This window comes from Paraburkholderia dinghuensis (assembly GCF_003837865.1).
Classification (GTDB): domain Bacteria; phylum Pseudomonadota; class Gammaproteobacteria; order Burkholderiales; family Burkholderiaceae; genus Paraburkholderia; species Paraburkholderia dinghuensis.
In genome coordinates, this window is the sequence record NZ_RQIS01000003.1 from 59,272 (window position 1) to 83,435 (window position 24,164).

Genomic DNA, 24,164 nt, shown 5'->3' on the forward strand with positions numbered 1-24,164 from the left:
TACTGCATACTCGACGCTGAACGGGAGGAATTCGGTGCTTCCGCACCAACACGTAGTCATATTGTCTGCCCGAGTTTGCGCATGAGGAAAACGGCGCCACAACAATCCAGCATATCCTGTTCCATCTCCAGCAGGCCGTCGACGATCTTGCGAAACGCAGATGGGAAGTTAGGATTATTTGAAAGGAAGGGAAAGGCTACATCGCCGCCCTCGCCGCCGGCGGCTTTCTTCACATGCCAGAGGTTGTCCATCAGCAGGAATGCGCCGGCATTGTGCTTGGGCAGAAGTGATATGTGCGCTTCTGCGACCAAGCCGGCCCGCTGAAAATTCGTCGTCCAGCCATCAACCGTAAGCGGATTGACGAGATAATGATAGTCGAGAAATTGATTGCGCAGCGTATCGGCCGACCTGTCGAATCCGGCCAATCGGACGAGCTCGGGCAACACCGACCACTCAACGAACCGCTCGGTGACGACACTGCAAAGCAGCATGCCGCCGGGACTCAGGTAACGTGCAATTTCAGCCAGTCCGGCATCGAGATGGTCCACGTGCTCGATAGAGCAGTTGACGAATACATGGTCGAAGCTCTCAGCCGGTTTCGGTTCCGGAACCGCGTTGGCCACGGCGACGTGAGTCCGGACGTAAACGCCGCTTTGCCGTCCGAGTTCGGCGACTTCGGGATCGATGTCGACGCCGATTACTTCCGCAGCGTGAGGCCAAATAAGGTGGAAATAGCGTCCGTCTCCGCATCCCAAATCGAGAATGCGGCCATCAACCCGGAAGTGCCTGTAAGCAGCGCATTCCCAAGCCCGCCAGTGACTAAGGGAGGGAACGTGGGGATACAGTTGGAAAACGGAATCATAGCCGCGCAATACTTCACTTGCCGGCAAGATTGCGCGCTCCATTACCGAATTCCCGGTTCGGCTAACTGATAGCCTGTCTCGACAAGAAGACGACCGAATAGTCGATTAAACTCATCTGTCACAAGCGGAGTGAAGTAATTCTGCCAGTCACCGGAAATCCCTTTTCGCTCATGAGCCATGCGATCTTCATCTCCCGGTTTTCGACCGTTGGTCAAATTCTCAAAACGGTTCTTCAAAATAATTTTTTCCACGGTATCTTGGGAAACTCCAATATCACACTGTCTAATTAGAACATCCTGCAGTATCTCAGTGTCACCGTGGAGTAAATCTTCATAGCGAATGAAGGTTTCGCCTGAATCGACCCATGAGCGTTGAATATTCGCAGACAAGGGAAGCCATTCTTCCATCAGCATGAGCAGCCCGTCCTCTAAGCTGATCGACTCGAGGCGTTGTCGCCATTCGGCAAGACTTTTATGGATGATCGCATGGCTATAGCGAATGCTGAAATACGCAGAAACAAGGGTATCTCTCAGATCGCGGATCACGACAAACTTCCTGTAATTCGCAGGAAGGTTTACCGAGTAAAACTGTTCTTTGGTTACGTATACGGTGGGATAGACCGCTCCGGTAACGAGCGGCGTGTCGAGAAACTGTCGCTCGAACAACTGTGGGTCGACGATCCGGCTCGGCGCGATATCGCGCAATATCCTGTGCAGCCACTGAGATCCGGCTTTCCAATGCGTCACGTGAAATACGGTCGACAATTGATTTTGATCTTGGTTCATTTGCGCTGGTGCGTTAGGACGCAATCGAGGTTTTTTGCGGATGCTCCGCCGTTATAGAGATCTTTCCCGGCAGGTCCGCAACACCATGGTGTGTCAGTATTGGCACACCGTTGCTGAGCGCCAGTCCTACGGAGAAAGAGCCAGCGTTTGCAATGTGGCACTTCCGGATGTGTAGGGCCGACATTTCATCGTGCGAGATACTCGCGCGTGCCGCCCAAGCATCTCTCGGCACTGAAGCGAGGCCGATTTCGAAGACATATTCTCCGGGGCCGATGTTAAGGGCAATTTCCTGTCTGCATAATATCTTCGTTCCGCGGTAGCATATCGCGGGAGCATCGCCATCCAATTGCCAGCTATTTTTTCCGTGAACCAGCGTGCCGCGTTCGTTTTGCACAACGATACCGCATATTGGTACGTCAATATCGCCGACGATGTCGAACTCATAGTAGAAGACGGCAACGTCTCCTTGGCGGAAGCTATTGCAGGGTACGCCGGCTTCGTTGCAGATCGCCACTCCGATGCATCGAGCGCTTCCGTCGCTGATCTGTGATTTGCCGGTCAGATCAATATAGGCTGCTGAATCGGGGCGCGCGGGCGCCTCGCCTACCAAATCGACAGCTTGAAGCGGTGTTGGTTTTGCCACTCGTTCAGGCTGAGCTGGCTTGCTTGTTTGATGCAACAAATAATAATGTTTCGCCGCTTCCGATGACGGCCCGATAAATTTCGTAACCCCATGATCGAGCAAGATAGCGCGCTCACAATATTGCTCGATTTCCGGCATCGAATGCGAGACCAGCAGGATAGCGACACCTGCGTCGCGCAACTGCTCGAGCCGCGTGTAGCACTTTTTCCTAAAGAATACGTCGCCAACCGCGAGCGCCTCATCAATGATGACGATGGACGCGTCAATATGTGCCTGCACCGCAAACGCAAGACGGACGAACATCCCGCTCGAATACGTCATGACAGGTTGATCAATGAACTCACCGATGTCTGCGAATTCGACGATCTCGTCGTAGCGCTCTTCGATCTCTCTTTGACTCAGACCCAGAATGCGTCCGTTAAGGAACACGTTTTCCCGGCCACTGAATTCCGGATTGAAGCCACTTCCCAATTCCAGCAATGCCGCTACGCGGCCGTTCACTTCCACCTCTCCTGCCGTGGGGGTCAAAGTTCCGGCCAGAATTTGCAGCAGCGTGCTCTTGCCACTGCCATTGCGGCCGATGATGCCCATCGTCTCGCCGCGGCGTACGTGAAACGAAACGTCCCGCAACGCCCAGAATTCCTGGAAATAGTGGGGCGCCGGCCAGGGCCCGGAAACATGCATAGCCACGGCAGCCCGATTGATCGTTCGATGCAGGCGCGGCAAGACGAGTTGTTTCAGCCGATCTCTCGGCGCGCCGTAGATTTCATAGCGCTTACTAAGATGGCGGACGTCAATGACCGTGTCTTCAGACGACATCAGCAAAGCCTCTACGTGACTTCTGGAACCACCAGTAACCTGCCTGGAAAATGCCCAGACCGAATACCAGACTCACGGCCCATGGATACCATTGGAAAGGATTGCCAAAGAGCAGTAAATTTCGCAGTTGAATGACCGGTAAGGTAATTGGATTCCACTGAAGTACCACCTTGTACGCGCTGGGCAGTGAGTCAATCGGGTAGAAGATGGGCGCGAGAAACAGTGTGATCGTGACCAGCATCCCGATCACCTGCGAGAGGTCGCGCAGGTACACGCCGAGCGATGCCAGGATCCATGACGCTCCCATGGTCATCAGGATCAGGGGAATTAGAGCCAGAGGAATCAACAACGCCTGGATATGCAGTGTCGTGCCGGACAGAATGCAAAATGCGAGCAGGGCGCCGAAGCTCACCAGAAAGTGCAGGAAGGCCGAAAGCAAGGCCATCCACGACAGTATCTCAAGGGGGAAAACAACCTTCTTTACGTAGTTGGCGTGGCTCGTAACCAGGCTCGGTGAGCGATTGAGGCATTCCGCGAAGAACGTGTGAACGATGATTCCCGAGAACAGCACTATGGCGAACGCCACTTTGCTTTCATCGCTATGTCCGCCCCAACGGGCTTTGAACGCCACGCTGAAAACGAACGTATAGATCGCCAGCATTAGCAGCGGGTTAAGAAGCGACCAGGCGACTCCCAGCACCGAACCCTTGTAGCGTCCGATGAAGTCCCGCTTTACGAGATCGCGGAGCAAATCCCAGTGTTGCACGAGGCCACGAAGCATGGTCGCTGGCGAGGCGGAGTGTTGATTGCTCATTAACTGTATGAACGGCTGGTTGAGGGAGTACGCGATATCCGCACCGTGCTTAACCAACTATGGGCTCGGCACGGCAATGGCCGGGTCATGCGCGTCCGTATCGGTCTTCAAAGCGGACGATATCGTCTTCGCCAAGATAGGGTCCGCTCTGAACTTCGATCATTATCAGGCTGAGAATGCCGGGATTCTCGAGTCTATGCTTGTGCCCCGCCGGGATGTAGGTGGACTCGTTCGTGTTGACGTACAACTCCTTCTCGCCATTGACGACCTTCGCCATGCCATGCACCACGATCCAGTGCTCGCTGCGGTGATGATGCATTTGCAGGCTGAGACTAGCACCTGGCTTTACCTCGATGCGCTTGATCTTGAAGCCGTTGCCCTCTTCGAGTACGGTATAGGTGCCCCAAGGTCTATGGACCGTGCGATGCAGTTTGTAAGCTGCATGACCCGATGCCTTCAACTGCGCGTAGATGTGCTTGACATCCTGCGCACTCGACTTGTGAGCGACCAGCATCGCGTCTGGCGTGTCGATCAGAATGAGGTCGTCGACGCCGACAGCGCCCAGCAGACGGTCGTTACTCTGGATGATGCAGTTATGTGTATTGTGTACAACCGCCTCACCCTGGATACGGTTGCCCGCACTATCCGGTTCCAATAGATTGCCCAACGCCGTCCACGAGCCAATGTCGCTCCAGCCGATGCTGCACGGGACGACGGCGATCTGGTCAGATTTCTCCATCACGGCGTAATCGATCGAGAGATCAGGTACGCTGGAAAAGGTCTTCGCATCCAGTTCGATTTGTGAATAATCCTCGCCTGCAGCGGTCCTTGATTGCTGCACACACGCGGCGCTGGCCGCAAGAATTTCCGGGCAATGCTGCTTCATCTGCTGGAGCATGGTGCCCGCTGCGAAGCAGAAGATTCCGGAATTCCACAGGAAGCGCCCCGAGTCGATGTACTCTCGCGCCTTCTCGAGCGATGGCTTTTCGACGAAGCGGCGTACCTTGTTGCCTTCCGCTTCAATGTAGCCATAACCCGTTTCGGGACTATCAGGCTTTATGCCGAAAGTGACCAGCTTGCCGGCCGAAGCCAGATCGCGTGCCTTCGACACAGCGTCTGCGAACGCTCTCTGATCGGTGATCAAATGGTCTGCTGCAAGCACCAGCATAAGCGCCTCAGGGCCGTGCTTTTCTGCAACTCGCAGAGCGGCGATAGCGACTGCGGCGGCCGTGTTGCGTCCGCACGGTTCGAGCACGAACGACATCATAAGTCCTGCCGAATTCACCTCGCGATATGCGTCCTGAGTGGCGAACAGCAGCTCACGGTTGGTGACCGTCATCACTTCGGTCACGCCGGGAAGACCTACGCCGCGGAGGAATGCTTTCTGCAGGAGACTCTGCCCATCTCCGAGGCGAATGAACGGTTTCGGATGGAGTTCACGCGAAACTGGCCATAGCCTCGAGCCGGCCCCGCCACAAAGAATGGTCGTAACGAACTGCATAGACTTCCCTTGTCGGTTACTCGGCCTTTGCAGCGCCTTGACGTGGATAAGTATTTGCCAACTCATTCCTGTTCCGCGCAGTTCGCTTCGAAGCTACGCCTGCGTGGCATGAAAAGCGCGTTGCGAACTACGATGACGCTAGAGCGACTACTGAGTTTGCGCCCTTGTCATGTTGGCGGGCGACCTTCCTGGTACTTTTGCCAGCTGAGGCTTCGTCGTTTGGTGAGGCGTTGATCGGTGGCCGGGTCGAGCCCGACATGGGCCGTATCTGCAAGATGCGGCATCACGGTCGCGGCTATCATCATCAGCTTTCGCGCTTGTTACCGTTTTCTTACCACGCAGTGCGTCAATCACCGGCTCCAGCAGCCGCGCCCGAACACTTCACACCGGCCGCGCCGACGGACGTCTACTGAACCAGATCACCTGCTCAGTTGGTCTTTGGCACGTCAACTGCTTTCCGCTACAAAACCTAGTATAACTAGACGGGCAATTTCCGTGCACCTGAGGGGCTGACAGCCAGTTCAGGATGTTTCGATTTGTAACCCCGTCATGCTTTGCCCTATCTTTGCCGTCTTTCATTGCCATGTTGGGCCCTGTTAAATGGCGATTACTTGCGGCGGTGCGAGATGCGACCTCGTGGACTGATGAGAGTCTTATACAGGTCGCGGTGATGGAATAGATTTGATCTGTCCGCTGCGTCGGACGGTGGCGCTGGCTTGGCGCGTATTGCCTGGAGGTGGTCGGGGTTTCTTCATACGGTCGCGCTCTTACAAACAGCAACACTTTTGCATGGGGCGTTGTGCCACGATGTCGTTTCAGAACGAGTCGTACGTTTATCGGCATCTATTGTTTGGCCCCGGGCATGAGGGTCAGCCCCAGCAGCAAGTGTATTCAGCGTGCAGATAGCCAGCGCTAAACGGAGGGGCATGTTGCGAGAATATGTCGGCAACTGGCGAAGCCCCAAAACTTGCGCTGGGGTTGAGTCAACAGGGTTCGGCTTCGCGTGGATCGGGCGTTGGGCTTCGAATTCCCGTCGCACTTTCCCGTCCGTCCGGAGGTTGGCACGGTGTCGGGGTACTGTACCGTGTGATGCGGTGCGCCAGTGGGGACTCTGAGGCGATTGGATGCGCGCGGCAAACGAGCGGCGGTATGTTGGCAGGCACAAACCAAGCAATCTGTAAGATCAGGGTGAAAATGTCGTCTCGTCAAATCTATTTGCAGCTCGTTTAAGGACGAAGTCCGGACTATGCATATAGGATTCGATGTTTCTCAAACCGGGTCCGGCAAGGCCGGGTGTGGTTATTTCGCGCATGCCATGGTGCAGGCAATATTGGACATCGCGCCTCAGAATAATTATTCGTTGTATCCAAGTTTTGGGGATTTTTATTTTGATCCACTAATGCCGGTTCTAAATCCTTATTCTGGAAGAAATGTGCAGTATGGGCCGCGGCATTTGACGCGAGAAAAGGCTCGCGCATTTTGGGCTGGAGGAACGCTGGATGAATCGCTAGGTGAGCCAGACATTATTCACTCCAATAATTTCTGGTCGCCAGAAAAAACGCCGTCAGGCCGTCTTGTTTATACCTTTTACGATATGGGATTTCTTGTCGATCCCTCGTGGACAACTGAGGCTAACCGTCTTGGATGCTTTGAAGGTGTATTCCGCTCTTCTATTTCGGCTGATTGGGTTGTTGCGATTTCAGAGGCGTCAAGAGCTCATTATCTTAAGATATTCCCGCATTTTAGTGAGGATCGTATAAGGGTTGTCTACCCGTGTTCGCGCTTCGCCGATTCATCCGCAACCGGAAAACATCCCAAGGCGCTTGAGGGCCTGCCGGCCGGTGGTTTTTTACTTAACGTCGGAACTATTGAGCCGAGGAAAAACCAGCGCCGCCTGACTGAAGCGTATGCGCGCTATCTCGCGCAGGGCGGCGCACCGATGCCGCTCGTCCTCGCGGGGGGAAAGGGCTGGTTAATGGAGGACTTCCAGAAGCATTTGAGTGCACTGGGCATTAAGGAGCGCGTCGTGATGACTGGATACGTGACCGACGACGAACTGATCTGGTTGTATCGCAACTGTTATGCCAATCTGTATCCGTCACTGTTCGAAGGTTTTGGTTTGCCGGTGCTCGAAGGTATGCAGTTCGGCGCGCCGACCATTACTACGACGTCCAGCTCGGTGCCAGAGGTTGCGGGCAATGCGGCCATCCTCCTCGATCCAGCGGATGTGGATGCGTGGGCTCAGGCCATGTTGCGCCTAACCGCGAACCGGAACGAGCGTGACGCCCTCAGTGCGGCAGCCATCGAACAGGCTGGCCGTTTCGACTGGCGGGTCAGTGCCACCGCTTTGTTGCAGCTGTATGACGAGGCGTTGGCTTCACCGAAGCGGCGCGTAGCTCAATGAAAAAAGCACTTATTACAGGTGTCACGGGGCAAGACGGCTCTTTCCTGGCGGAATTGCTGCTTGAGAAGGGGTACGCTGTCTATGGTTTGAGCCGACACGAAAGCTGGATGCATGCGCACAGCGCGAGCCATCTTGCGGGTCGGATCACTGTGTTATTTGGCGATATGTCGGAGGGGGTGGACATCGCGTCTGCGATACAGCAGACGCAACCCGACGAAGTTTACAATCTCGCGTCGCAATCGCGCCCGGGCGAGTCCTGGGCGCGCGCGCAGGAAACGCTCATGATTAACGGCATGGGTGCGATCCGGCTGTTTGAGGCGATACGTCACGCATGTCCAAAAGCGCGCGTCTACCATGCGTCTTCTTCGGAGATGTTTGGTGGCACGACCAGCGGGCCACAGAACGAGGAGACGCCTTTTCTACCCGCCAATCCGTACGCTGCTGCCAAGGTCTATGCCCACAATATGGTTCGCATTTGCCGCGAGAGCTATGGGCTGTTCATCTCAAGCGGGATTCTGTTCAACCACGAGAGCGAGCGGCGACCTCTGCATTTCGTCACGCAGAAGATTGCCTATGGTGCAGCCTGTGCGGCGTTAGGCATCAGTAATTCGCAGGATCTGAACGAACTTGGCCATCCTATCGTCGCGGACGGACGGCTGGCGCTTGGGAATCTCGACATCGCACGCGATTGGGGGCATGCGAGCGACTTCGTGCGGGCGATGTGGCTGATGCTGCAGCAGGAGAAGGCAGACGATTTCGTCGTCGGTACAGGCAAGCTGCACACGTTGCGCGATTTGTGTCAGGCAGCCTACGGTCACGTTCGGCTTGAGTGGAAAAATCATGTGGTGAGTGATCCCGCGCTGGTCCGGCCGCTGGAAACGAGGCAGACGCTGGCGGACGCTTCTAAAGCGCGCAAGGTTCTCAATTGGGAGCCCACCATTAGTTTTGAAGAGATGGTTGGCAAGATGGTTGATGCCCAGATCGAACGGCTGCAAGCTCGGGGTAGCCGTTGAGGAGCTGCTGTCGGCTCGGTTTTGCTTACTTTCGTAATTTGTTTACGGGGGATGCTTAAGATGAAAAAAGCGTTGATTACCGGGATCACGGGGCAGGATGGTTCGTATCTGGCGGAATTTCTGCTCGAGAAGGGCTACGAAGTCCACGGCATCAAGCGGCGCGCTTCACAGTTCAACACAGGCCGCATTGATCACATCTATGAAGATCCGCACGCGGAGCACCAGCGACTCAAGTTGCATTACGGTGACCTGTCCGACACGTCGAACCTGATCCGCATTCTTCAGGAAGTTCAGCCGGACGAAGTCTACAATCTCGGCGCCCAGTCGCACGTGGCGGTGAGTTTTGAGGCGCCCGAGTACACGGCGGATGTCGACGCGATCGGCGCGCTGCGTCTGCTCGAGGGCATCCGCTTCCTTGGACTCGAGAAAAAGACTCGCTTCTACCAGGCCAGCACCTCGGAGCTCTATGGTCTCGTGCAGGAAACGCCCCAGAAAGAGACGACCCCCTTCTACCCGCGTTCTCCCTACGCGGTTGCCAAGCTGTACGCGTACTGGATCACCGTGAACTACCGGGAGGCCTACGGTCTTTACGCGTGTAACGGCGTCCTCTTTAACCATGAATCCGCGCGCCGTGGTGAAACGTTTGTCACGCGCAAGATCACGCGCGGTTTGGCCAATATTGCACAGGGCCTCGAAAATTGCCTGTTCATGGGTAACCTCGATGCTTTGCGCGATTGGGGACACGCAAAAGACTATGTCGAAATGCAGTGGCTTATGTTGCAGCAGGACAAGCCCGAGGACTACGTGATTGCCACGGGCGTTCAATACAGCGTGCGGACCTTCATCAACAAGGCTGCTGCACAGCTTGGCATCACGCTGGAATGGGAAGGTGAGGGCGTGAACGAGCAAGGGCGGGTGAGTGCGGTCACAGGAGAAAAGGCGCCGGCGGTCGAGGTCGGCGACGTCGTGGTTGAAATCGACCCGCGATATTTCCGGCCGTCGGAAGTTGAAACCCTGCTTGGCGACCCGACCAAGGCGAAGACCAAGCTTGGCTGGGTGCCCCGGATCACGCTGGATCAGATGGTCGCGGAAATGGTCGCTCATGATCTCGACAAGGCGAGGCAGCACGCCTTGTTGAAGAGCGTTGGATTCACAGTCTCAGTCGGGCACGAATGATGGACAGTCTTGCGAAAAACGCGAAAATCTATGTGGCTGGCCACCGTGGGATGGTTGGCTCCGCGTTGGTGCGCAATCTCGTGTCGAAGGGTTATACGAACCTTCTGACTCGAACCCGTGCAGAACTGGATCTGCTCGATCAATCGGCCGTCCGTGATTTTCTTGAGTCTGAGAGGCCCGAATATATCTTCGTCGCCGCAGCCAAAGTGGGTGGCATCTACGCAAACAACACCTATGGCGCGGATTTCATCTATGAAAATCTGGCGGTCGAGACCAATGTCATTAACGGGGCGCACCGGGCAGGTATCGAGCGGCTGTGCTTTCTCGGCTCGAGTTGCATCTACCCGCGCGACTGTCCGCAGCCGATCAAGGAGGAATATCTCCTGACGGGGCCGCTCGAGCCTACAAACGAGCCCTATGCGATTGCCAAGATTGCCGGGGTGAAAATGTGCGAGAGCTACAACCGCCAGTATGGGCGACGTTATATCTCGGTGATGCCGACCAATCTGTACGGCGCCAACGACAACTATGACCTGAACAACAGCCACGTGTTACCCGCGTTGATCCGCAAAACGCATGAAGCAAAGATACGTGGGGAGGGCGAACTGAATGTTTGGGGTTCGGGTAGGCCGATGCGTGAGTTCCTGTTCGTCGACGACCTTGCCGATGCCTGCGTATTTCTGATGGAGGCGGCCGTCAACGAGGGGCTCTTCAACGTTGGTACGGGCGAGGATGTGACGATTCGCGAACTGGCCGAGACGATCATGAGCGTGGTCGGCTTCAAAGGCAGAATCGTGTTTGATGCTAGCAAGCCCGACGGTACGCCGCGCAAGCTGCTGAACGTAGCCCGAATGCGTGATCTCGGCTGGCAGGCGAGGACCGGATTACGCGATGGAATTGCGCAGGCTTACGCGGACTTTCTGAGCAGGCCGGAAAGCTGACTGCGCTGTCGATGTGCGCTGCGGTGCGTCGACCTGATGACGCTGCGACGCCGGCATCCGCCGGTGGCCTCCGGTAGCGCGCCAATTGGCGAATGATGACCGTTCGTCGATTTGCGGCAGCTCGACGCCTATGCCTGGAAAAATGCTTCGTGCAATCCTGATCCGTGCTGTCCAATTCGCTAACTCACAGTCATGACCTTGTCCGTCGTCGTCTCTGGTGCGAGCGGTTTCGTGGGCCGCGCCGTCTCAGCTGCTGTCCTTGACTGCGGCGGCAGTGTCATTGGACTGGTGAGGCGTCCTCAAACTGCCGGTCAGGGCGTGCACGAGCGGGTCATCGCTGGCGACGATTTTGTCGACGTGGAGGCTGCCTTGCCGCGAGACCGGAAGTGCGATGCAGTAATCCATCTCGCCGCGCGCGTACATCTGATGCGCGACACGGAGGTCGATCCGTTGGCGGCATACCGCAAGACCAATGTTGACGGTTCACTACGCGTCGCGCGTGCGGCGCACGCGGCGGGCATCCGTCGTTTCGTTTTCGTTAGCAGCATCAAGGCGCTGGGGGACAGCGACCCCGGCCGGCCGTTGCGTGAGTCCGACGAACCTGGTCCGACCGATCCGTATGGCGTTTCCAAACTCGAAGCGGAAAACGCGCTTTTGAGCTTCGGCGAGGAAACGGGCATGGAAATCGTGATCGTTCGGCCGCCGCTTGTCTACGGGCCGGGCGTCCGTGCGAACTTCCTTCAGCTCATGCGCGCAATCGCGAAAGGGATTCCGTTACCGCTAGGTGCGATCGCCGCCCGTCGCAGCCTGATTTACGTGGAGAACCTGTCATCTGTGCTGATCGAGTGCGCAACAAACCCATCTGCCCCGGGCAAGACCTTTCACGTTGCCGATAGTCTTGATCTGTCCGTTACGGAACTCGCGCGAATGTTGACTGCGCAATTGGGCGCGCCGCAACGCCTCGTACCTGTTCCGGCTTCGTGGCTTCGCCTGGCAGGGGGGGTGACCGGACGTTCGGCGCAGGTCGAGCGCTTGATCGGCAATCTGCGACTGGATTGCACGCGCGCGCGTGAGGTGCTGGGATGGAATCCGCCGTATCCGGTTGAGCAAGGACTGTCGAAGACGGCCGCCTGGTACCGCTCGGCATATTGATCTCGCCATGCATTACGCTCTTTCGTCCCTCGGCCCCGTGTATGGCGCACTTTTGTGCGCGGTCCTTTCGCTATGCATTAGTGCCGTCGTTCTGTGGAGCCTGCTTCGGACCGGTATCGCCTGGCGCCTTGCAACCGATATTCCGAACGATCGCTCGCTTCACACTCGCCCGACTCCCCGAGTTGGCGGATGGGGTGTCGTGCCGATTTCGGCCGTGCTGATCTGGTGTTTCGCACCGGCGTTATGGCTGCCTGTGCTGGCCGCTGTCCTGCTGGCCATTCTGTCGCTGATCGACGACCGTAGCGGTCTTCCGGCTCGCGTGCGTTTTGGTTGCCATGTCATAGCGGCCGTAGCGCTTCTAGCGGTTTATCCTGGGGGCATGAGTTGGTGGGCATTGGCACCGGTGGCGTTTTTACTCGTCTGGCTTGTCAATTTGTACAACTTTATGGACGGCTCCGATGGCCTTGCGGGCGGAATGGCGCTGTTCGGATTCTCCGGGTACGCAATAGCAGCGCTGACGGGTGCACAGCCGGACATGTCACTGGCCTATGCGTGCGCTGCTGTGGCCGGTGCCGCCGGCGGTTTTCTGCTGTTTAACGTACATCCAGCGAGGATCTTTCTCGGCGACGCGGGTTCGATTCCGATAGGCTTTCTTGCAGGCGCCTTCGGCTATTGGGGGTGGATTGGACACGTCTGGCCCATCTGGTTTCCTGCAGTAGTATTTTCTCCTTTTATAGCCGACGCCTCGGTTACGTTGCTCAAGCGAGTCGCTCGCGGCGAAAAGTTCTGGCAGGCACACAGGGAACACTATTACCAGCGCATGGTGCGCTCCGGTCTGGGACACACCGGAACGGCGCGGATAGGGTATGCGGTGATGGCGGCGGGCATAGTGCTTGCCTGCACGGCACGTGGGTTTTCTCCGGCAGTCCAGTGGTGGGTCGTGGTTGGGTGGACTTTCGTTCTTTGCCTCATCGGTGTTGCCGTCGATCTTCGGTGGCGGCATTTTCAAGCAAGACCAATCGAACAGTCCTCTGAGGTACGTCGCTGATGACAAAAAGCAAAGGCAACTGGCTATCACTCAGCGCTTTCGTTTTTGATCTGTGCGCAGTTGTGGCCTCATGGCTTGCCGCATACGTCGTTCGGTTCAACGGCTCGGTCCCGCTCGACTTCAGACAAAGTGCACTGCATTCCCTTGTCTGGGTTTTACCGGTCTATGGCGTGATGTTCCGCATCTTCGGCCTCTACAGGGGCATGTGGGTATTCGCCAGTCTGCCCGACATGATGCGTATTTCGAAGGCGGTCATCACCGGTGCGATTGTCGCCATGGTGGCGTCCGTGATGATTCAGCCCGTGCCGATCACGCCACGCTCGGTTCTCGTGGTTTCTCCGCTACTGTTGTTTCTCATGATGGGAGGCGCGCGTGCGCTGTATCGAGCGTCCAAGGAGTTCTACCTGTACGGCGGTCTCGTAGGGCAGGGCAAGCCGGTACTGGTGATCGGCGCAGGCACGGCCGGCGCGAACCTGGCGCGTGAACTGTCGCACTCGGGAGAGTGGCGTCTCGTTGGCCTGCTGGATGACGACGTCATGAAGCACGGTCGCGAAGTTTACGGCTACAAAGTGCTCGGTTCACTCGACGACCTCGCGCAGTGGGCCGATGCGATGAAGGTCGAGTACGTGATTATCGCGTTGCCGACGGCGTCGGTTGAGGTGCAGCGCCGGGCAGCGACCCTCTGCGTGCGCGCGGGTATGAAGGCGATGGTGTTGCCATCGCTGACCGCGCTGATGCCGGGCCAGGGTTTCCTGTCGCAGGTTCGGCAGATCGACCTCGAGGACCTGCTCGGCCGCGACGAAGTGACGATCGACACGCCCCATGTCGAAGCGCTTCTCGGCGGACGCGTCGTCATGGTGACCGGCGCGGGCGGCTCGATCGGCTCGGAATTGTGTCGGCAGATTCTGCGTTTCTCGCCGGTGCAACTCGTTGCGCTCGACGTGTCCGAATATGCGATGTACCGGCTGACCGAGGAGATCCGCGAGCGCTTTCCCGATCTTTCAGTTGTGCCAATCGTCGGCGACGCGAAGGATGCGCTTCTGCTCGATCAGGTCATGGCGCGTTACACACCGCACATCGTATTCCATGCGGCAGCGTACAAGCATGTGCCGCTGATGGAAGAAGTGAATGCGTGGCAGGCGATTCGCAACAACGTGCTCGGCACGTATCGCGTGGCGAGCGCAGCGATCAAGCACCACGTCGGTCACTTCGTGTTGATCTCGACCGACAAGGCTGTGAATCCGACGAATGTGATGGGCGCGAGCAAGCGCCTCGCAGAAATGGCTTGCCAGGCGCTGCAGCAGACGAGCGAACGCACGCAGTTCGAGACAGTGCGCTTTGGCAACGTGCTTGGCAGCGCGGGCAGTGTGATTCCGAAGTTCCAGCAGCAGATTGCGAAGGGCGGACCGGTCACGGTCACTCACCCGGAAATCACGCGCTTTTTCATGACGATTCCAGAGGCGTCACAACTCGTGCTGCAGGCGTCGAGCATGGGGAAAGGGGGCGAGATTTTCATTCTCGACATGGGCCAACCGGTCAAAATCGTCGATCTCGCGCGTGACTTGATCCGTCTCTACGGCTTCACCCAGGAGCAGATCCGCATCGAGTTCACAGGGTTGCGCCCTGGCGAGAAGCTCTACGAAGAACTGCTCGCCGACGCCGAAACGACCACACACACGCCGCATCCGAAGCTGCGGATCGCGCGCGCGAGAGAGGTGCCGGAAAACCTGATCGACGAGTTGCTGCCGTGGCTCATGCAGCATCGTGTGCCGGGAGACGACGAGGTGCGCCGCGATCTGCGGCGTTGGGTACCGGAGTATCAACCGGCGATGGTGCCGATGCTCAAGGACGTAAGCGCGCCCCAGGTACGTGTGATCAGGTGAGGTTGCGGGAATGGCGAAGCGCGCTTCGTTGCAGCGCTTGCGCTTCGAGGGTGTCTGGGCCGCAGTACATTCTCCACTACCGCGTGTATTCGGCTGCTGGATCGGCGATAGAAACGGGCCGTTCGTGTCTAGTTGCGGCCGGCGATTGACCGTGCGCGTTGCATTCCACTTGACAGGCTATCGCGCAGCTTCTGTTTCGATTCGAACTGTCGCGCAACGATCAGATAATCGATGATTTGCTGCGCACATTCATCCACGCTGGCGTCCTGAGTCCGGAGGACAAGATCGGGATCGACCGGTGGATGGTACGCCGCGCCAATCCCGGTGAACTGAGGTATCTCTCCGCGGCGAGCCCGCTTGTACAGGCCCTTCGGATCGCGCATCTCACAGAGGTGAAGGGGCGTGTCGATGAACACTTCGACGAACGATTCAGCACCCACGATGTGCCGCGCGTTTGTGCGATGCTCGGGCTCCGGCGAGATCGTTGCCGTGACGGCGATAAACCCCTCGTTTCTGAAGAGCGCCGCCACATGCGCCACGCGCCGCAGGTTTTCCGTTCGGTCCTCGTTGCTGAAGCCGAGGTCGGCGTTGAGTCCGGTGCGCAGGACGTCGCCGTCCAGTAACGTCGAACGGATATCCAAGGTTTGCATTCTTGCAACCAGGGCGCGGGCAATTGTCGATTTTCCTGCCCCCGACATGCCGGTGAGCCAGATAACGATTCCAGCCGATTTGTACGATTCCACGTTTTACGTTTCCCCGTGCTGAAGGCTGCCGAACTGAAAGTCCATTCTAGCCTCGCAGCACACGGCTGTAACGCGGACGTAATAATCTGCAACAATATTTGAAGGCTTTAAAACTGCGGTCGACGGGGCCGGAATCGCAGGCGAGGGGACTTCACAGGGCGTCGCTATGATTTACGGTTTACGCAAACCCGCGCGGGTTTTTTTCCTGCCACCGCCAGTGATCCTCGCACATGCGTTCGATTCCAAACCGCGCTTCCCAGCCCAGCAGGCTTTGTGCCAGCGCGGCGTTGGCATAGCATTCGCCGATGTCGCCCGGTCGTCGCGCGACGATCTCGTAAGGCACGGGCCGGCCCGAGGCCTGCTCGAACGCCTTCACGACTTCGAGCACGCTATATCCGCGCCCGGTGCCGAGATTCACGACAAACCCCGAATCGCGCTTCACTAGGGCATCGAGTGCTGCCAGATGCCCGCGCGCGAGATCGACCACGTGGATATAGTCCCGCACGCCTGTGCCGTCCGGTGTCGGGTAGTCGTTGCCGAACACACGCAGCGTTGCGAGCTTGCCGACTGCCACTTGCGCCACGTATGGCATCAGGTTGTTCGGAACGCCCGCGGGGTCTTCGCCGATCAGCCCGCTTTCGTGGGCGCCGACGGGGTTGAAATAGCGCAGCACCGCAATGCGCCACGACGGATCCGCCTGGGTGACATCGCGCAGGATCTGCTCGGCGATGACCTTGGACTGGCCGTAGGGGTTCGTGGCCGAGAGCGGAAACGTCTCGTCGATAGGCGAGCGCTCAGGCACGCCATACACCGTCGCCGATGAACTGAATACGAATTGCTTCACGCCGTGCTTGCGCATGACGTCGAGCACGACGAGCAGGCCATCGACATTGTTGCGGTAGTACTCGATCGGCTTCGCGACCGATTCGCCCACGGCCTTGAGCGCCGCAAAGTGAATCACGCCCGTGATTGCATGCGCCTCGAAGATGCGGTCCAGCGCGGTCTCGTTGCACACGTCGATTTCGTAGAACGTAACCGGTTTGCCGGTGATCTGCTTTACGCGCTCGAGCGATTCACGATGACTGTTGATGAGGTTGTCCGCGGCGATGACCTCGTAGCCGCTATTCAGCAGTTCAAGACACGTGTGCGAGCCAATGTAGCCCGCGCCGCCGGTGACCAGGATGGTGCCTCTCGAAGTCGTCGTCATACTTTATTTCCGGATTCCGAACAGGGTGTTGTTCACTCAGAACGTTACGCCAGTGAGCTGGCGAACGAGTTTCCGGTAGCGTTGTACCACAACACGCTCATCGAATTCTTTCTCAATTTTTTTTCTGCCGCGCTTGGCCATCGCCTGACGCTCGCCCTGATCGAGTTCGAGCATTTGCGCGAGTTGTTGCGCGAGCGACGTCGCGCTGCGCGCATCGCAGAGCAGCCCGTTGACCCCGTTTTCGACGACCTCGCGGCAACCCGGCACGTCCGTCGCGACAATGGGGCGGCCCATTGCACTCGCTTCCATCAGCGTGCGCGGCACGCCCTCGCGGTAAGAGGGCAGTACGACGCAGTCGGCACCGGCGATGAACGGACGCACGTCGGCGGTTTCACCGAGGTACTCGATCACGCCTTCGCGCTCCCAGGCGGCCACTTCTTCGCGCGAGATTGCGCTCGGATTATCGACGCCTACGGGCCCAAGCAACTGGAAGCGCGCATGCGGGTAGTTCGCGCGTAGCGTGCGAGCGGCTTCGACATATTCGCCGACGCCCTTGTCCCACAGCAGCCGGCCGATCAACACGAACGAAAAGGTGTCGCGTTCCGGCAGCGACGTGAAGGCAAACTGTTCGAGGTCGACACCTTCACCGTGTAACAACCGCGCCCGGTCGGGGTGGGCGAGCAGATTTCGCTCCCTGAATGCCGCTTCGTCGTCTTGATTGAGAAACCAGACTTCGCGCGGGAAGCGGAACGCGAAACGATAGAGCAGCTTCGCGACCTGCGCTGCGCGGCTCTTCTGGATGAACACATAGCCGAGCCCGGTCGTCACCGCAACCGACGGCACGCGCGCAAGCCATGCTGCAATCGATCCGTAGATATTCGGCTTGATCGTGTAATGGAAGACGACATCGGGCTTGAGCGCCCGATAGCAGCGATAGAGCGCACGCAGCGTGCCAAGATCATCGACGGGATTCGTGCCCTTCGACGCGACCGGGAGTTCGACGCAGCGGCAGCCCATCGCAGTGAGCGGCTCGAAAGTGCGGTCGCGCGGTGCGATCACCGTGACCTGCGCACCGGCGTCGGTCAGTGCGCGCAGCAAGCCTTGCCGGTAGGTGTAGATCGCCCAGGCCGTGTTGCAGACGAGGGCGACGTGCAGCGATGATGCAGGTCGGGCGGCCAGAGCGGCAGAGGTTTTCACAGTGCGGAGTCGGGGTTGGTTCAGGCGAGCAGCACGCGCTTTACGCGCTGCAACGCGCGATACGGCGTAACGAAGTGCAGGAGGCTCTTGGCGAGCCCGGCCCAGTCGCGCCAGTTGAGCGCATTGAAGTGCACCAGTTGCAGGCGCAGCGTGGAAACGATCTGCCGCCGCCGCTTCGTTGCACTAATGCCGCCTTCGTTCAGTTCGTAATAGAGGCCCGGTTCCGGCAGATTGGCGCATTCGTAGCGATCCATCAGCCGCAGAAACAGGTCGAGGTCCTCGGCCGCGGGATACTTCGCGCGATAGTTGCCCACTGCCTTGACGGCATCCACGCGGAGCATCACCGACGGATGGGCCATGGGCGAGCGCAACAACCGCTCGCGCCGCAGGCGCGCTGGGTCCGCAGCCGGCCTGAGCATGAAGAGCGGCTCCCCCGCGCGATTCACGACCTGCGTCCACATGCCGAGTGCCGCGAGCGTCGGCGACGCCTCCATGCGCGCGCGCTGCTTCGCAAGCCGATGCGCGAAGGCGAGATCCCCTGCATCGATGCGGGCGGCGTAACGAAAACCCCGTTCGGCGAGCGCGTCGATGCCCGCTTCAAGCGCACGCTCGATGCCGCCGTTCTTCGGCATGCGCAGGATTTCGATGTGCATGCCCGGCACGTCGGGTGCGACGATCGGCGGCGTGCTGCCGTCATCGACGATGAGTGCGTAGACCGGTGCCTCCTCCTTGAACGACGCCAGCGTGCGTTCGACGTCGGCCTGGCCGTTATACGCGGGCATCAGTACGGCGACGTCGGCTAGCGCACCCTCACGCGCAGCGCTTTCGATGGAATTCGTCATGAAGCGAGCTTGAAGCGGATGTAATAGAAGTTCACGCACGCGGCGGCGACATAGCCTGCCGCGAGTCCTGCGAGCGCGCCATACGCACCGAAGCGTCCAATGGCGACGAGATTCACGGCGAAGGCCACTGCGAGCGCGAGCAGCCACTTGGTGAGCAGCACGAATTTCGCCTGGTACTTGAGCACGACGAGGTTGCCGATTGCCTCGATGCCCGCAGGCACGGAAAGCCACACGGCCCAGCGGAAGATGCCGGTCGCTTCCGCAAAGTCCGGTCCGAAAACGTGGCCGATGATAAAGCCCGCGAGCGCGTCGAGTACAAGCGCGCCCGACACCATCAGCACAGCGGTCATGGCGAAGAGTCGCAGCAGATTGCGGCGCAGTTGCGCGGTCTGTTGCACGCGATAGACGAACGCGGGCGCGATCGTCTGCGCAAGCATCAGCGCGAGGGTGATCCAGTTTTCGTTGAGCTGCTGCGCGGCCGAATAGCGGCCGAGATCCGCGAACGAGATGGCGCGTTCGAGCATCAGGCGGTCGAGCTTCAGGAACAGGTACATGCAGATCAGACCGAGCCAGAATACCGTGCCCGCCGTGGCGAAGTGCTTGAACAGCGCACGGTCGACGCGCCAGCCGAGCTTGCCGCCGTGACGGCGCCGGAAGTAGAGCACGAGGACCGCGCCGATCACCGCAGATTCGAGCGCCCACAGCCAGCCGAAGCTCGCGGGCCCGAACGCCGCGCGTGCGAGCAGCCAGACGAGGATCGCCTTGACGATGGCCGTCGACATGCTCGCCAGCAACTGCGGCTTGCTGTAGGTCATGCTCTGCAGCCAGGCGTTGATTACGCCGACGAAAGGTTCGCGGAACAGCATCGTGACCGCAAGCCCGGCGAGCATGGCACCGACGAGCGGGTCGGTTGCGCCCATCGCGATGCCGGCCCAGGTCACGAGGAGCGCCGCCGCGGATACGCCGATGCGCAACGCGAACGCGCTGCCGAGCACCGTGCCCAGCTCCTGCTGCGGCCGGTTGACGATGGTCGGGACGAGGATTTCCGCGCCGCAGACCCACGTGATGGGCGCGAGGACGAGTAGCAGCGTGTTGGCGTACTGCCACTTGCCGAAGACATCGGGGCCGAAATAGCGCGCCAGCACGCCGCTGATCGCGATGGCGACTGCGATCTGCGTGACCCGTTCGAGGCCGAGCCACATGATGTTCGCAAAAGCGCGGGCGACGTCGGGGTTGGCGTAGCGCTTGAGGCTCAGCATGGGCGGGCGGCGCAAGTCCCGGCCGGGCGGGCAGGCGCTGCGCACGCCCGGCGCCGCGCAGGCATCATTGATTTTCCAGACGGGAGAAAATGGCCAGGCATTAAAATAAGCGCCTGACGTTCAGGCAGCACGGAAGAAAGCAGCAATTATAGTTTGTAAAGGATTCGACTTTTCGTAACAGCCTGCAGAATAATGCAGCCCGGCTGTGTTACGAATAGGCACGGTATTAACGGACTGTGAGCCCCATCATGATTTCTCAATCGATTTTCAAGGCCTACGACATTCGCGGCGTGGTCGGCAAGACGCTCGACGCAGACACGGCGCGCGCCATCGGCCGGGCATTCGGCAGCGAAGTGCGTGCGCAGGGCGGCGACGCGGTCGTGATCGCGCGCGACGGCCGGCTCTCCGGGCCGGAACTGATTCGCGCGCTCGCAGATGGCCTGTGCGAAGCGGGTGTCGATGTCGTCGACGTGGGCATGGTGCCGACGCCGGTCGGCTACTTCGCGGCCAGCGTGCCGCTGAAGCTGGCCCAGGCGGCCGGCGGCGAGCGCAGCGTGGATTCGTGCATCGTCGTGACCGGCAGCCACAACCCGCCCGACTACAACGGTTTCAAGATGGTCCTGCGCGGCAAGGCGATCTACGGCGAGCAGATCACCGCGCTCTACGAGCGCATCGTCGCGGGCCGCTTCGAGGCGGGCAAGGGCAGCTACACGCAATACGACATCGCCGACGAATATCTGCAAAGAATCGTTAGCGACGTGAAGCTCACGCGCCCGATGAAGATCGTCGTCGATACGGGCAACGGCGTGGCCGGCAAGCTCGCGCCGATGCTGTTCAAGGCGATGGGCTGCGAACTGGTCGAACTCTTCACCGAAGTGGACGGCACGTTTCCGAACCACCACCCGGACCCGGCGCATCCCGAAAATCTGCAGGACGTGATTCGCGCGCTCAAGGAAACGGACGCCGAGATCGGCTTCGCATTCGACGGCGATGGCGACCGCCTCGGTGTCGTGACGAAGGACGGCCAGATCATCTACCCGGACCGTCAGTTGATGCTGTTCGCGCAAGACGTGCTGACGCGCCATCCTGGCGAGCAGATCATCTACGACGTGAAGTGCACGCGCAATCTCGCGACTTGGGTGAAGGACCACGGCGGCGTGCCGCTCATGTGGAAAACCGGACACTCGCTCGTGAAGGCGAAGCTGCGCGAGACGGGCGCGCCGCTGGCGGGCGAGATGAGCGGCCACGTGTTCTTCAAGGACCGCTGGTACGGCTTCGACGACGGCCTTTATACAGGCGCGCGTCTGCTCGAAATTCTCTCGCGCGTCGCGGACCCGAGCAAACTGCTCAACGATCTGCCGAACTCGCACGCCACGCCGGAACTGCAGTTGAAGCTCGAAGAAGGCGAGAACTTCGCGCTGATCGCGAAGCTGCAGAAGAACGCGAAATTCACGGGCGAGGATGAGGTCATTACGATCGACGGCCTGCGCGTGGAGTATCCCGATGGCTTCGGGCTTGCGCGCTCGTCGAACACGACGCCGGTGGTCGTGATGCGCTTCGAAGCCGACAACGACACCGCACTCGCGCGCATCCAGGCCGACTTCAAGCGCGTGATTCTCGCCGAGAAGCCGGACGCGAAACTGCCGTTCTGATGACGCAGCAGACGGCCCGGTGCCCGCCGGGCCGTGCGCACGTGGCGCGAGCATAACGTCGCCTCGACGTCCCTATGTGGACTCCCGAACGAATTCGCACACTTTCTGGCTGACGGGTGCCTTTCCGTTCCCTCATACTCCGCGAAACGATCTATTGCGAGGCATGGCCGGCATAAGATGCGCGCTGTCGCGTGTCCCGGCTTCCCGGCCCGAGCCTCGCATATCTTCGGGAGCGTCGGGGGATGCCGCGGATCATCAGGTTCGTACTCGCCGGGGGCGTGGCGACGCTCGTTCATGTTTCGGTCGCCTGGTTAGTTTTTAACTGGCTCATTCGCGACTCGACCGTCGCGAACGTGGCGGCGTTCGTCGTCGCCAACGTTGTTTCGTTCCTTTTGCAGACGCTGTGGAGCTTTTCCTCGCGTCCGACCGTCACGCGCTTCCTGCGCTTCGGCACGGTTTCGATCGGCGGATTTCTGATTGCCGCGCTCGTTCCTCTCTTGTGCGGGCGGCAGAATCTCTGGCTGCCTACCATCGCGGTCGTCGTCTGCATTCCCGCGCTTTCTTATGTCATGCATGCCCGATGGACCTTCCGGGAGGCCTGACCGTGCGCGATGAATGGCCTTCGCATTTCAGGTGTGCGCTCGCATCATGCGACCGATACGGAACTCTGCGTAATGGTTGTCGATCGTGGCTTTTCCCGCGGTACGGCGCGCGGCGGGCGCTGGACAAAACTCATTCATGACGTTCGGACGCCTGTGGACGGGGCTGCTCTGTCTCGACAGGCGTCCACGGCTCGCGGGAGTTTTCTTTGGTGTGGTTACCATCAAGCCGCAAATTGGGTCTATTCGCCAGCGGTCTGCGAACCCGGCGGAATACGCTGAACCCGATTCGCCACGTCGCCACGGGTTTGCGCCGGCGCCGGATGCGTGGTGTTGCGCATGCAGGCTTCGTGACCGGCGTAGCGAGTTGTCGCGAGATGACGTCGCATGACGATGACGAGCAAAGCAATCATCACGGCGGGAAGGATGTTCAGGTACTGGCGACAGTACGCGGAGAGGAGTGCCTGGGCTGGCGCCAGCCAGGCTGCTGCGATGACGACCCATTCCATTCGCACGAGCACCGACGTCCTGTTATCGCGTATGAGCAGAACAAGCGGCAAAATGAGCCAGGCCAGGTCGTAGAACATGACATAGGGTTGCACCAGCAGCGTGGCGATAATCAGCGAGCTTGCCCGCAGTTCGAATCTGGCGCGCTGCGCCCACAGGAACGCCATCGCAAGAACCGCTGGTACTGCGACAAGACCGTGCAACAGGTAAGCGGCATTAACGGATAAACCGGCGCTTCGGCCCAGCGCGAACGTTGTCGGCATGCCTGGCCACATCATGCTGCCGCCTTGCGTTACCGCCATCGTGTTGAATTGCGGCAGAAACGTCGCAAATGCGCTCCAGGCATCCAGTCCGAATACCACAACGCTGATTGCGACAAAGGCAAGTGCGCAAAGTGCGGAAACGCCGAATACCTTCCAATGCCTGCCGCAAACGAGTGCGAGTGGAAACAGCACGCCGAATTGCGGTTTGATGGCGAGCATGGCGATGCACAGCCCAGCAAGTCCCGCATCAGTCTCGATCAGTGCCAGCGCCGCACCGGCAGCCGCAACCGTGAATAAGGAATTCTGGCCAAGCCCGATGGCAATCGCGATACCGGGGAACGCCAGAAGTGGCGGAAGCCAGGCACGGTCGAGCCTGCGAACGAAGTGCGCCAGAACGGCGCCGTAGAGCAGCACGCCGAGAAGTGAATACAGCATCAGCGCGGCACCAAAGCGCAGCAGCCCAAATGGCAAGACCGCTAGCAGGAATGTGGGCGGATACGGCCATACAGAATACTGGTCAAGCCCCAACGCAACTTCGGTCGGCAGCATCCACTGCGGTGAGAATACGGACGCTGCCCCATGCACCATGGCCACTCTTGCCGCAGACCAGAAAATCGCGAAATCGATGCCAACCATCGGCGATGAGTGGTCTTCGAGGAAGTAGAAACGGACGATCCAGATCGCGAGCGAAATAATCTGGACCGCGAGCGCCGCCAGGGCGTAGACGGTCAGGCGTGACACGCCTGCGCGTTTTGCATGCAGCGATCTCATGGGCGCCCTGCCGAATGGTCTGGTCGCAGAGTTTGATTTATCTAACGCCGCCCTCAAGCGGCTTGCTGACCGGCAAGGTGGT

The 24,164-nt window shown here is 59.1% G+C and carries 20 protein-coding genes and 1 pseudogene; 10 read left to right on the forward strand and 11 right to left on the reverse strand.

The features are described from left to right. Window positions 1-56: 56 nt before the first annotated feature. The 5 genes from D1Y85_RS04895 to D1Y85_RS04915 all read right to left on the reverse strand — a co-directional run bounded on the left by D1Y85_RS04895 (window position 57) and on the right by D1Y85_RS04915 (window position 5,425). On the reverse strand, window positions 57-905 hold the full coding sequence (locus D1Y85_RS04895) for a class I SAM-dependent methyltransferase (RefSeq protein WP_124149924.1): 849 nt from the start codon (window positions 903-905) through the stop codon (window positions 57-59). Beyond that, window positions 905-1,648 carry a sulfotransferase domain-containing protein gene (locus D1Y85_RS04900; protein ID WP_124149925.1) on the reverse strand — a complete coding sequence of 248 codons (744 nt, stop codon included), beginning with the start codon at window positions 1,646-1,648 and terminating at the stop codon, window positions 905-907. Before D1Y85_RS04900 ends, D1Y85_RS04895 begins: the two co-directional genes overlap by 1 nt. 13 nt (window positions 1,649-1,661) lie before the next feature. After that, the gene (locus tag D1Y85_RS04905) at window positions 1,662-3,110 is read right to left on the reverse strand and encodes an ABC transporter ATP-binding protein (RefSeq protein WP_124149926.1); all 1,449 of its coding nucleotides are present in this window, start codon (window positions 3,108-3,110) and stop codon (window positions 1,662-1,664) included. After that, on the reverse strand, window positions 3,100-3,924 hold the full coding sequence (locus D1Y85_RS04910) for an ABC transporter permease (protein ID WP_246024784.1): 825 nt from the start codon (window positions 3,922-3,924) through the stop codon (window positions 3,100-3,102). The genes D1Y85_RS04905 and D1Y85_RS04910 overlap by 11 nt, the downstream gene beginning before the upstream one ends. An 85-nt stretch (window positions 3,925-4,009) precedes the next feature. Beyond that, window positions 4,010-5,425: a mannose-1-phosphate guanylyltransferase/mannose-6-phosphate isomerase gene (locus tag D1Y85_RS04915; RefSeq protein WP_124149927.1), complete on the reverse strand. Its 1,416-nt coding sequence runs from the start codon at window positions 5,423-5,425 to the stop codon at window positions 4,010-4,012. A 1,246-nt stretch (window positions 5,426-6,671) separates the two neighbouring features. Here D1Y85_RS04915 and D1Y85_RS04920 point away from each other — a divergent pair. The 7 genes from D1Y85_RS04920 (at window position 6,672) to D1Y85_RS04950 (ending at window position 15,042) form a co-directional block, all read left to right on the forward strand. Continuing rightward, window positions 6,672-7,829: a glycosyltransferase family 4 protein gene (locus D1Y85_RS04920; protein WP_124149928.1), complete on the forward strand. Its 1,158-nt coding sequence runs from the start codon at window positions 6,672-6,674 to the stop codon at window positions 7,827-7,829. Continuing rightward, window positions 7,826-8,842, forward strand: a complete 1,017-nt coding sequence (locus D1Y85_RS04925; protein WP_124149929.1) for a GDP-mannose 4,6-dehydratase — start codon at window positions 7,826-7,828, stop codon at window positions 8,840-8,842. The genes D1Y85_RS04920 and D1Y85_RS04925 overlap by 4 nt, the downstream gene beginning before the upstream one ends. A gap of 60 nt (window positions 8,843-8,902) precedes the next feature. After that, complete coding sequence (gene gmd, locus D1Y85_RS04930) at window positions 8,903-10,018, forward strand: GDP-mannose 4,6-dehydratase (protein ID WP_124149930.1); 1,116 nt, start codon at window positions 8,903-8,905, stop codon at window positions 10,016-10,018. After that, the gene (fcl, locus tag D1Y85_RS04935; RefSeq protein ID WP_124150193.1) at window positions 10,018-10,959 is read left to right on the forward strand and encodes a GDP-L-fucose synthase; all 942 of its coding nucleotides are present in this window, start codon (window positions 10,018-10,020) and stop codon (window positions 10,957-10,959) included. The genes gmd and fcl overlap by 1 nt, the downstream gene beginning before the upstream one ends. A gap of 192 nt (window positions 10,960-11,151) precedes the next feature. Then, entirely contained in the window at window positions 11,152-12,111 is a 960-nt protein-coding gene (locus tag D1Y85_RS04940) for a UDP-glucose 4-epimerase family protein (protein WP_124149931.1), read from the forward strand. A 7-nt stretch (window positions 12,112-12,118) separates the two neighbouring features. After that, the gene (locus D1Y85_RS04945) at window positions 12,119-13,159 is read left to right on the forward strand and encodes an MraY family glycosyltransferase (protein WP_124149932.1); all 1,041 of its coding nucleotides are present in this window, start codon (window positions 12,119-12,121) and stop codon (window positions 13,157-13,159) included. After that, entirely contained in the window at window positions 13,159-15,042 is a 1,884-nt protein-coding gene (locus D1Y85_RS04950; protein ID WP_124149933.1) for a polysaccharide biosynthesis protein, read from the forward strand. Before D1Y85_RS04945 ends, D1Y85_RS04950 begins: the two co-directional genes overlap by 1 nt. A gap of 128 nt (window positions 15,043-15,170) precedes the next feature. Here the strand turns inward: D1Y85_RS04950 and cysC are convergent, their stop codons facing one another. The 5 genes from cysC to D1Y85_RS04975 form a co-directional block, all read right to left on the reverse strand. Next, complete coding sequence (gene cysC / locus D1Y85_RS04955; RefSeq protein WP_246024785.1) at window positions 15,171-15,785, reverse strand: adenylyl-sulfate kinase; 615 nt, start codon at window positions 15,783-15,785, stop codon at window positions 15,171-15,173. 178 nt (window positions 15,786-15,963) lie between these two features. After that, window positions 15,964-16,992, reverse strand: a complete 1,029-nt coding sequence (galE, locus tag D1Y85_RS04960; protein ID WP_124149934.1) for a UDP-glucose 4-epimerase GalE — start codon at window positions 16,990-16,992, stop codon at window positions 15,964-15,966. Window positions 16,993-17,028: 36 nt separating this feature from the next. Next, complete coding sequence (locus D1Y85_RS04965) at window positions 17,029-18,189, reverse strand: glycosyltransferase family 4 protein (protein WP_124149935.1); 1,161 nt, start codon at window positions 18,187-18,189, stop codon at window positions 17,029-17,031. Window positions 18,190-18,209: 20 nt separating this feature from the next. Further along, on the reverse strand, window positions 18,210-19,031 hold the full coding sequence (locus D1Y85_RS04970) for a glycosyltransferase (protein ID WP_124149936.1): 822 nt from the start codon (window positions 19,029-19,031) through the stop codon (window positions 18,210-18,212). Then, a complete protein-coding gene (locus tag D1Y85_RS04975) occupies window positions 19,028-20,290 on the reverse strand; it encodes an oligosaccharide flippase family protein (RefSeq protein ID WP_124149937.1) in 1,263 nt (420 codons plus the stop codon). Before D1Y85_RS04975 ends, D1Y85_RS04970 begins: the two co-directional genes overlap by 4 nt. 248 nt (window positions 20,291-20,538) lie before the next feature. Here D1Y85_RS04975 and D1Y85_RS04980 point away from each other — a divergent pair, with 248 nt between their 5' ends. The 3 genes and pseudogenes from D1Y85_RS04980 to D1Y85_RS28060 all read left to right on the forward strand — a co-directional run. Continuing rightward, entirely contained in the window at window positions 20,539-21,942 is a 1,404-nt protein-coding gene (locus D1Y85_RS04980) for a phosphomannomutase/phosphoglucomutase (protein ID WP_124149938.1), read from the forward strand. Between the two features lie 242 nt (window positions 21,943-22,184). Beyond that, window positions 22,185-22,544, forward strand: coding sequence for a GtrA family protein (locus D1Y85_RS04985; RefSeq protein WP_124149939.1), 360 nt, complete (start codon window positions 22,185-22,187; stop codon window positions 22,542-22,544). 85 nt (window positions 22,545-22,629) lie between these two features. After that, a pseudogene (locus tag D1Y85_RS28060) lies at window positions 22,630-22,770 on the forward strand (glycosyltransferase 87 family protein); the annotation flags it as partial. A gap of 13 nt (window positions 22,771-22,783) precedes the next feature. Here the strand turns inward: D1Y85_RS28060 and D1Y85_RS04995 are convergent. Next, window positions 22,784-24,082: a glycosyltransferase family 87 protein gene (locus D1Y85_RS04995; RefSeq protein ID WP_124149941.1), complete on the reverse strand. Its 1,299-nt coding sequence runs from the start codon at window positions 24,080-24,082 to the stop codon at window positions 22,784-22,786. Window positions 24,083-24,164 lie beyond the last annotated feature (82 nt).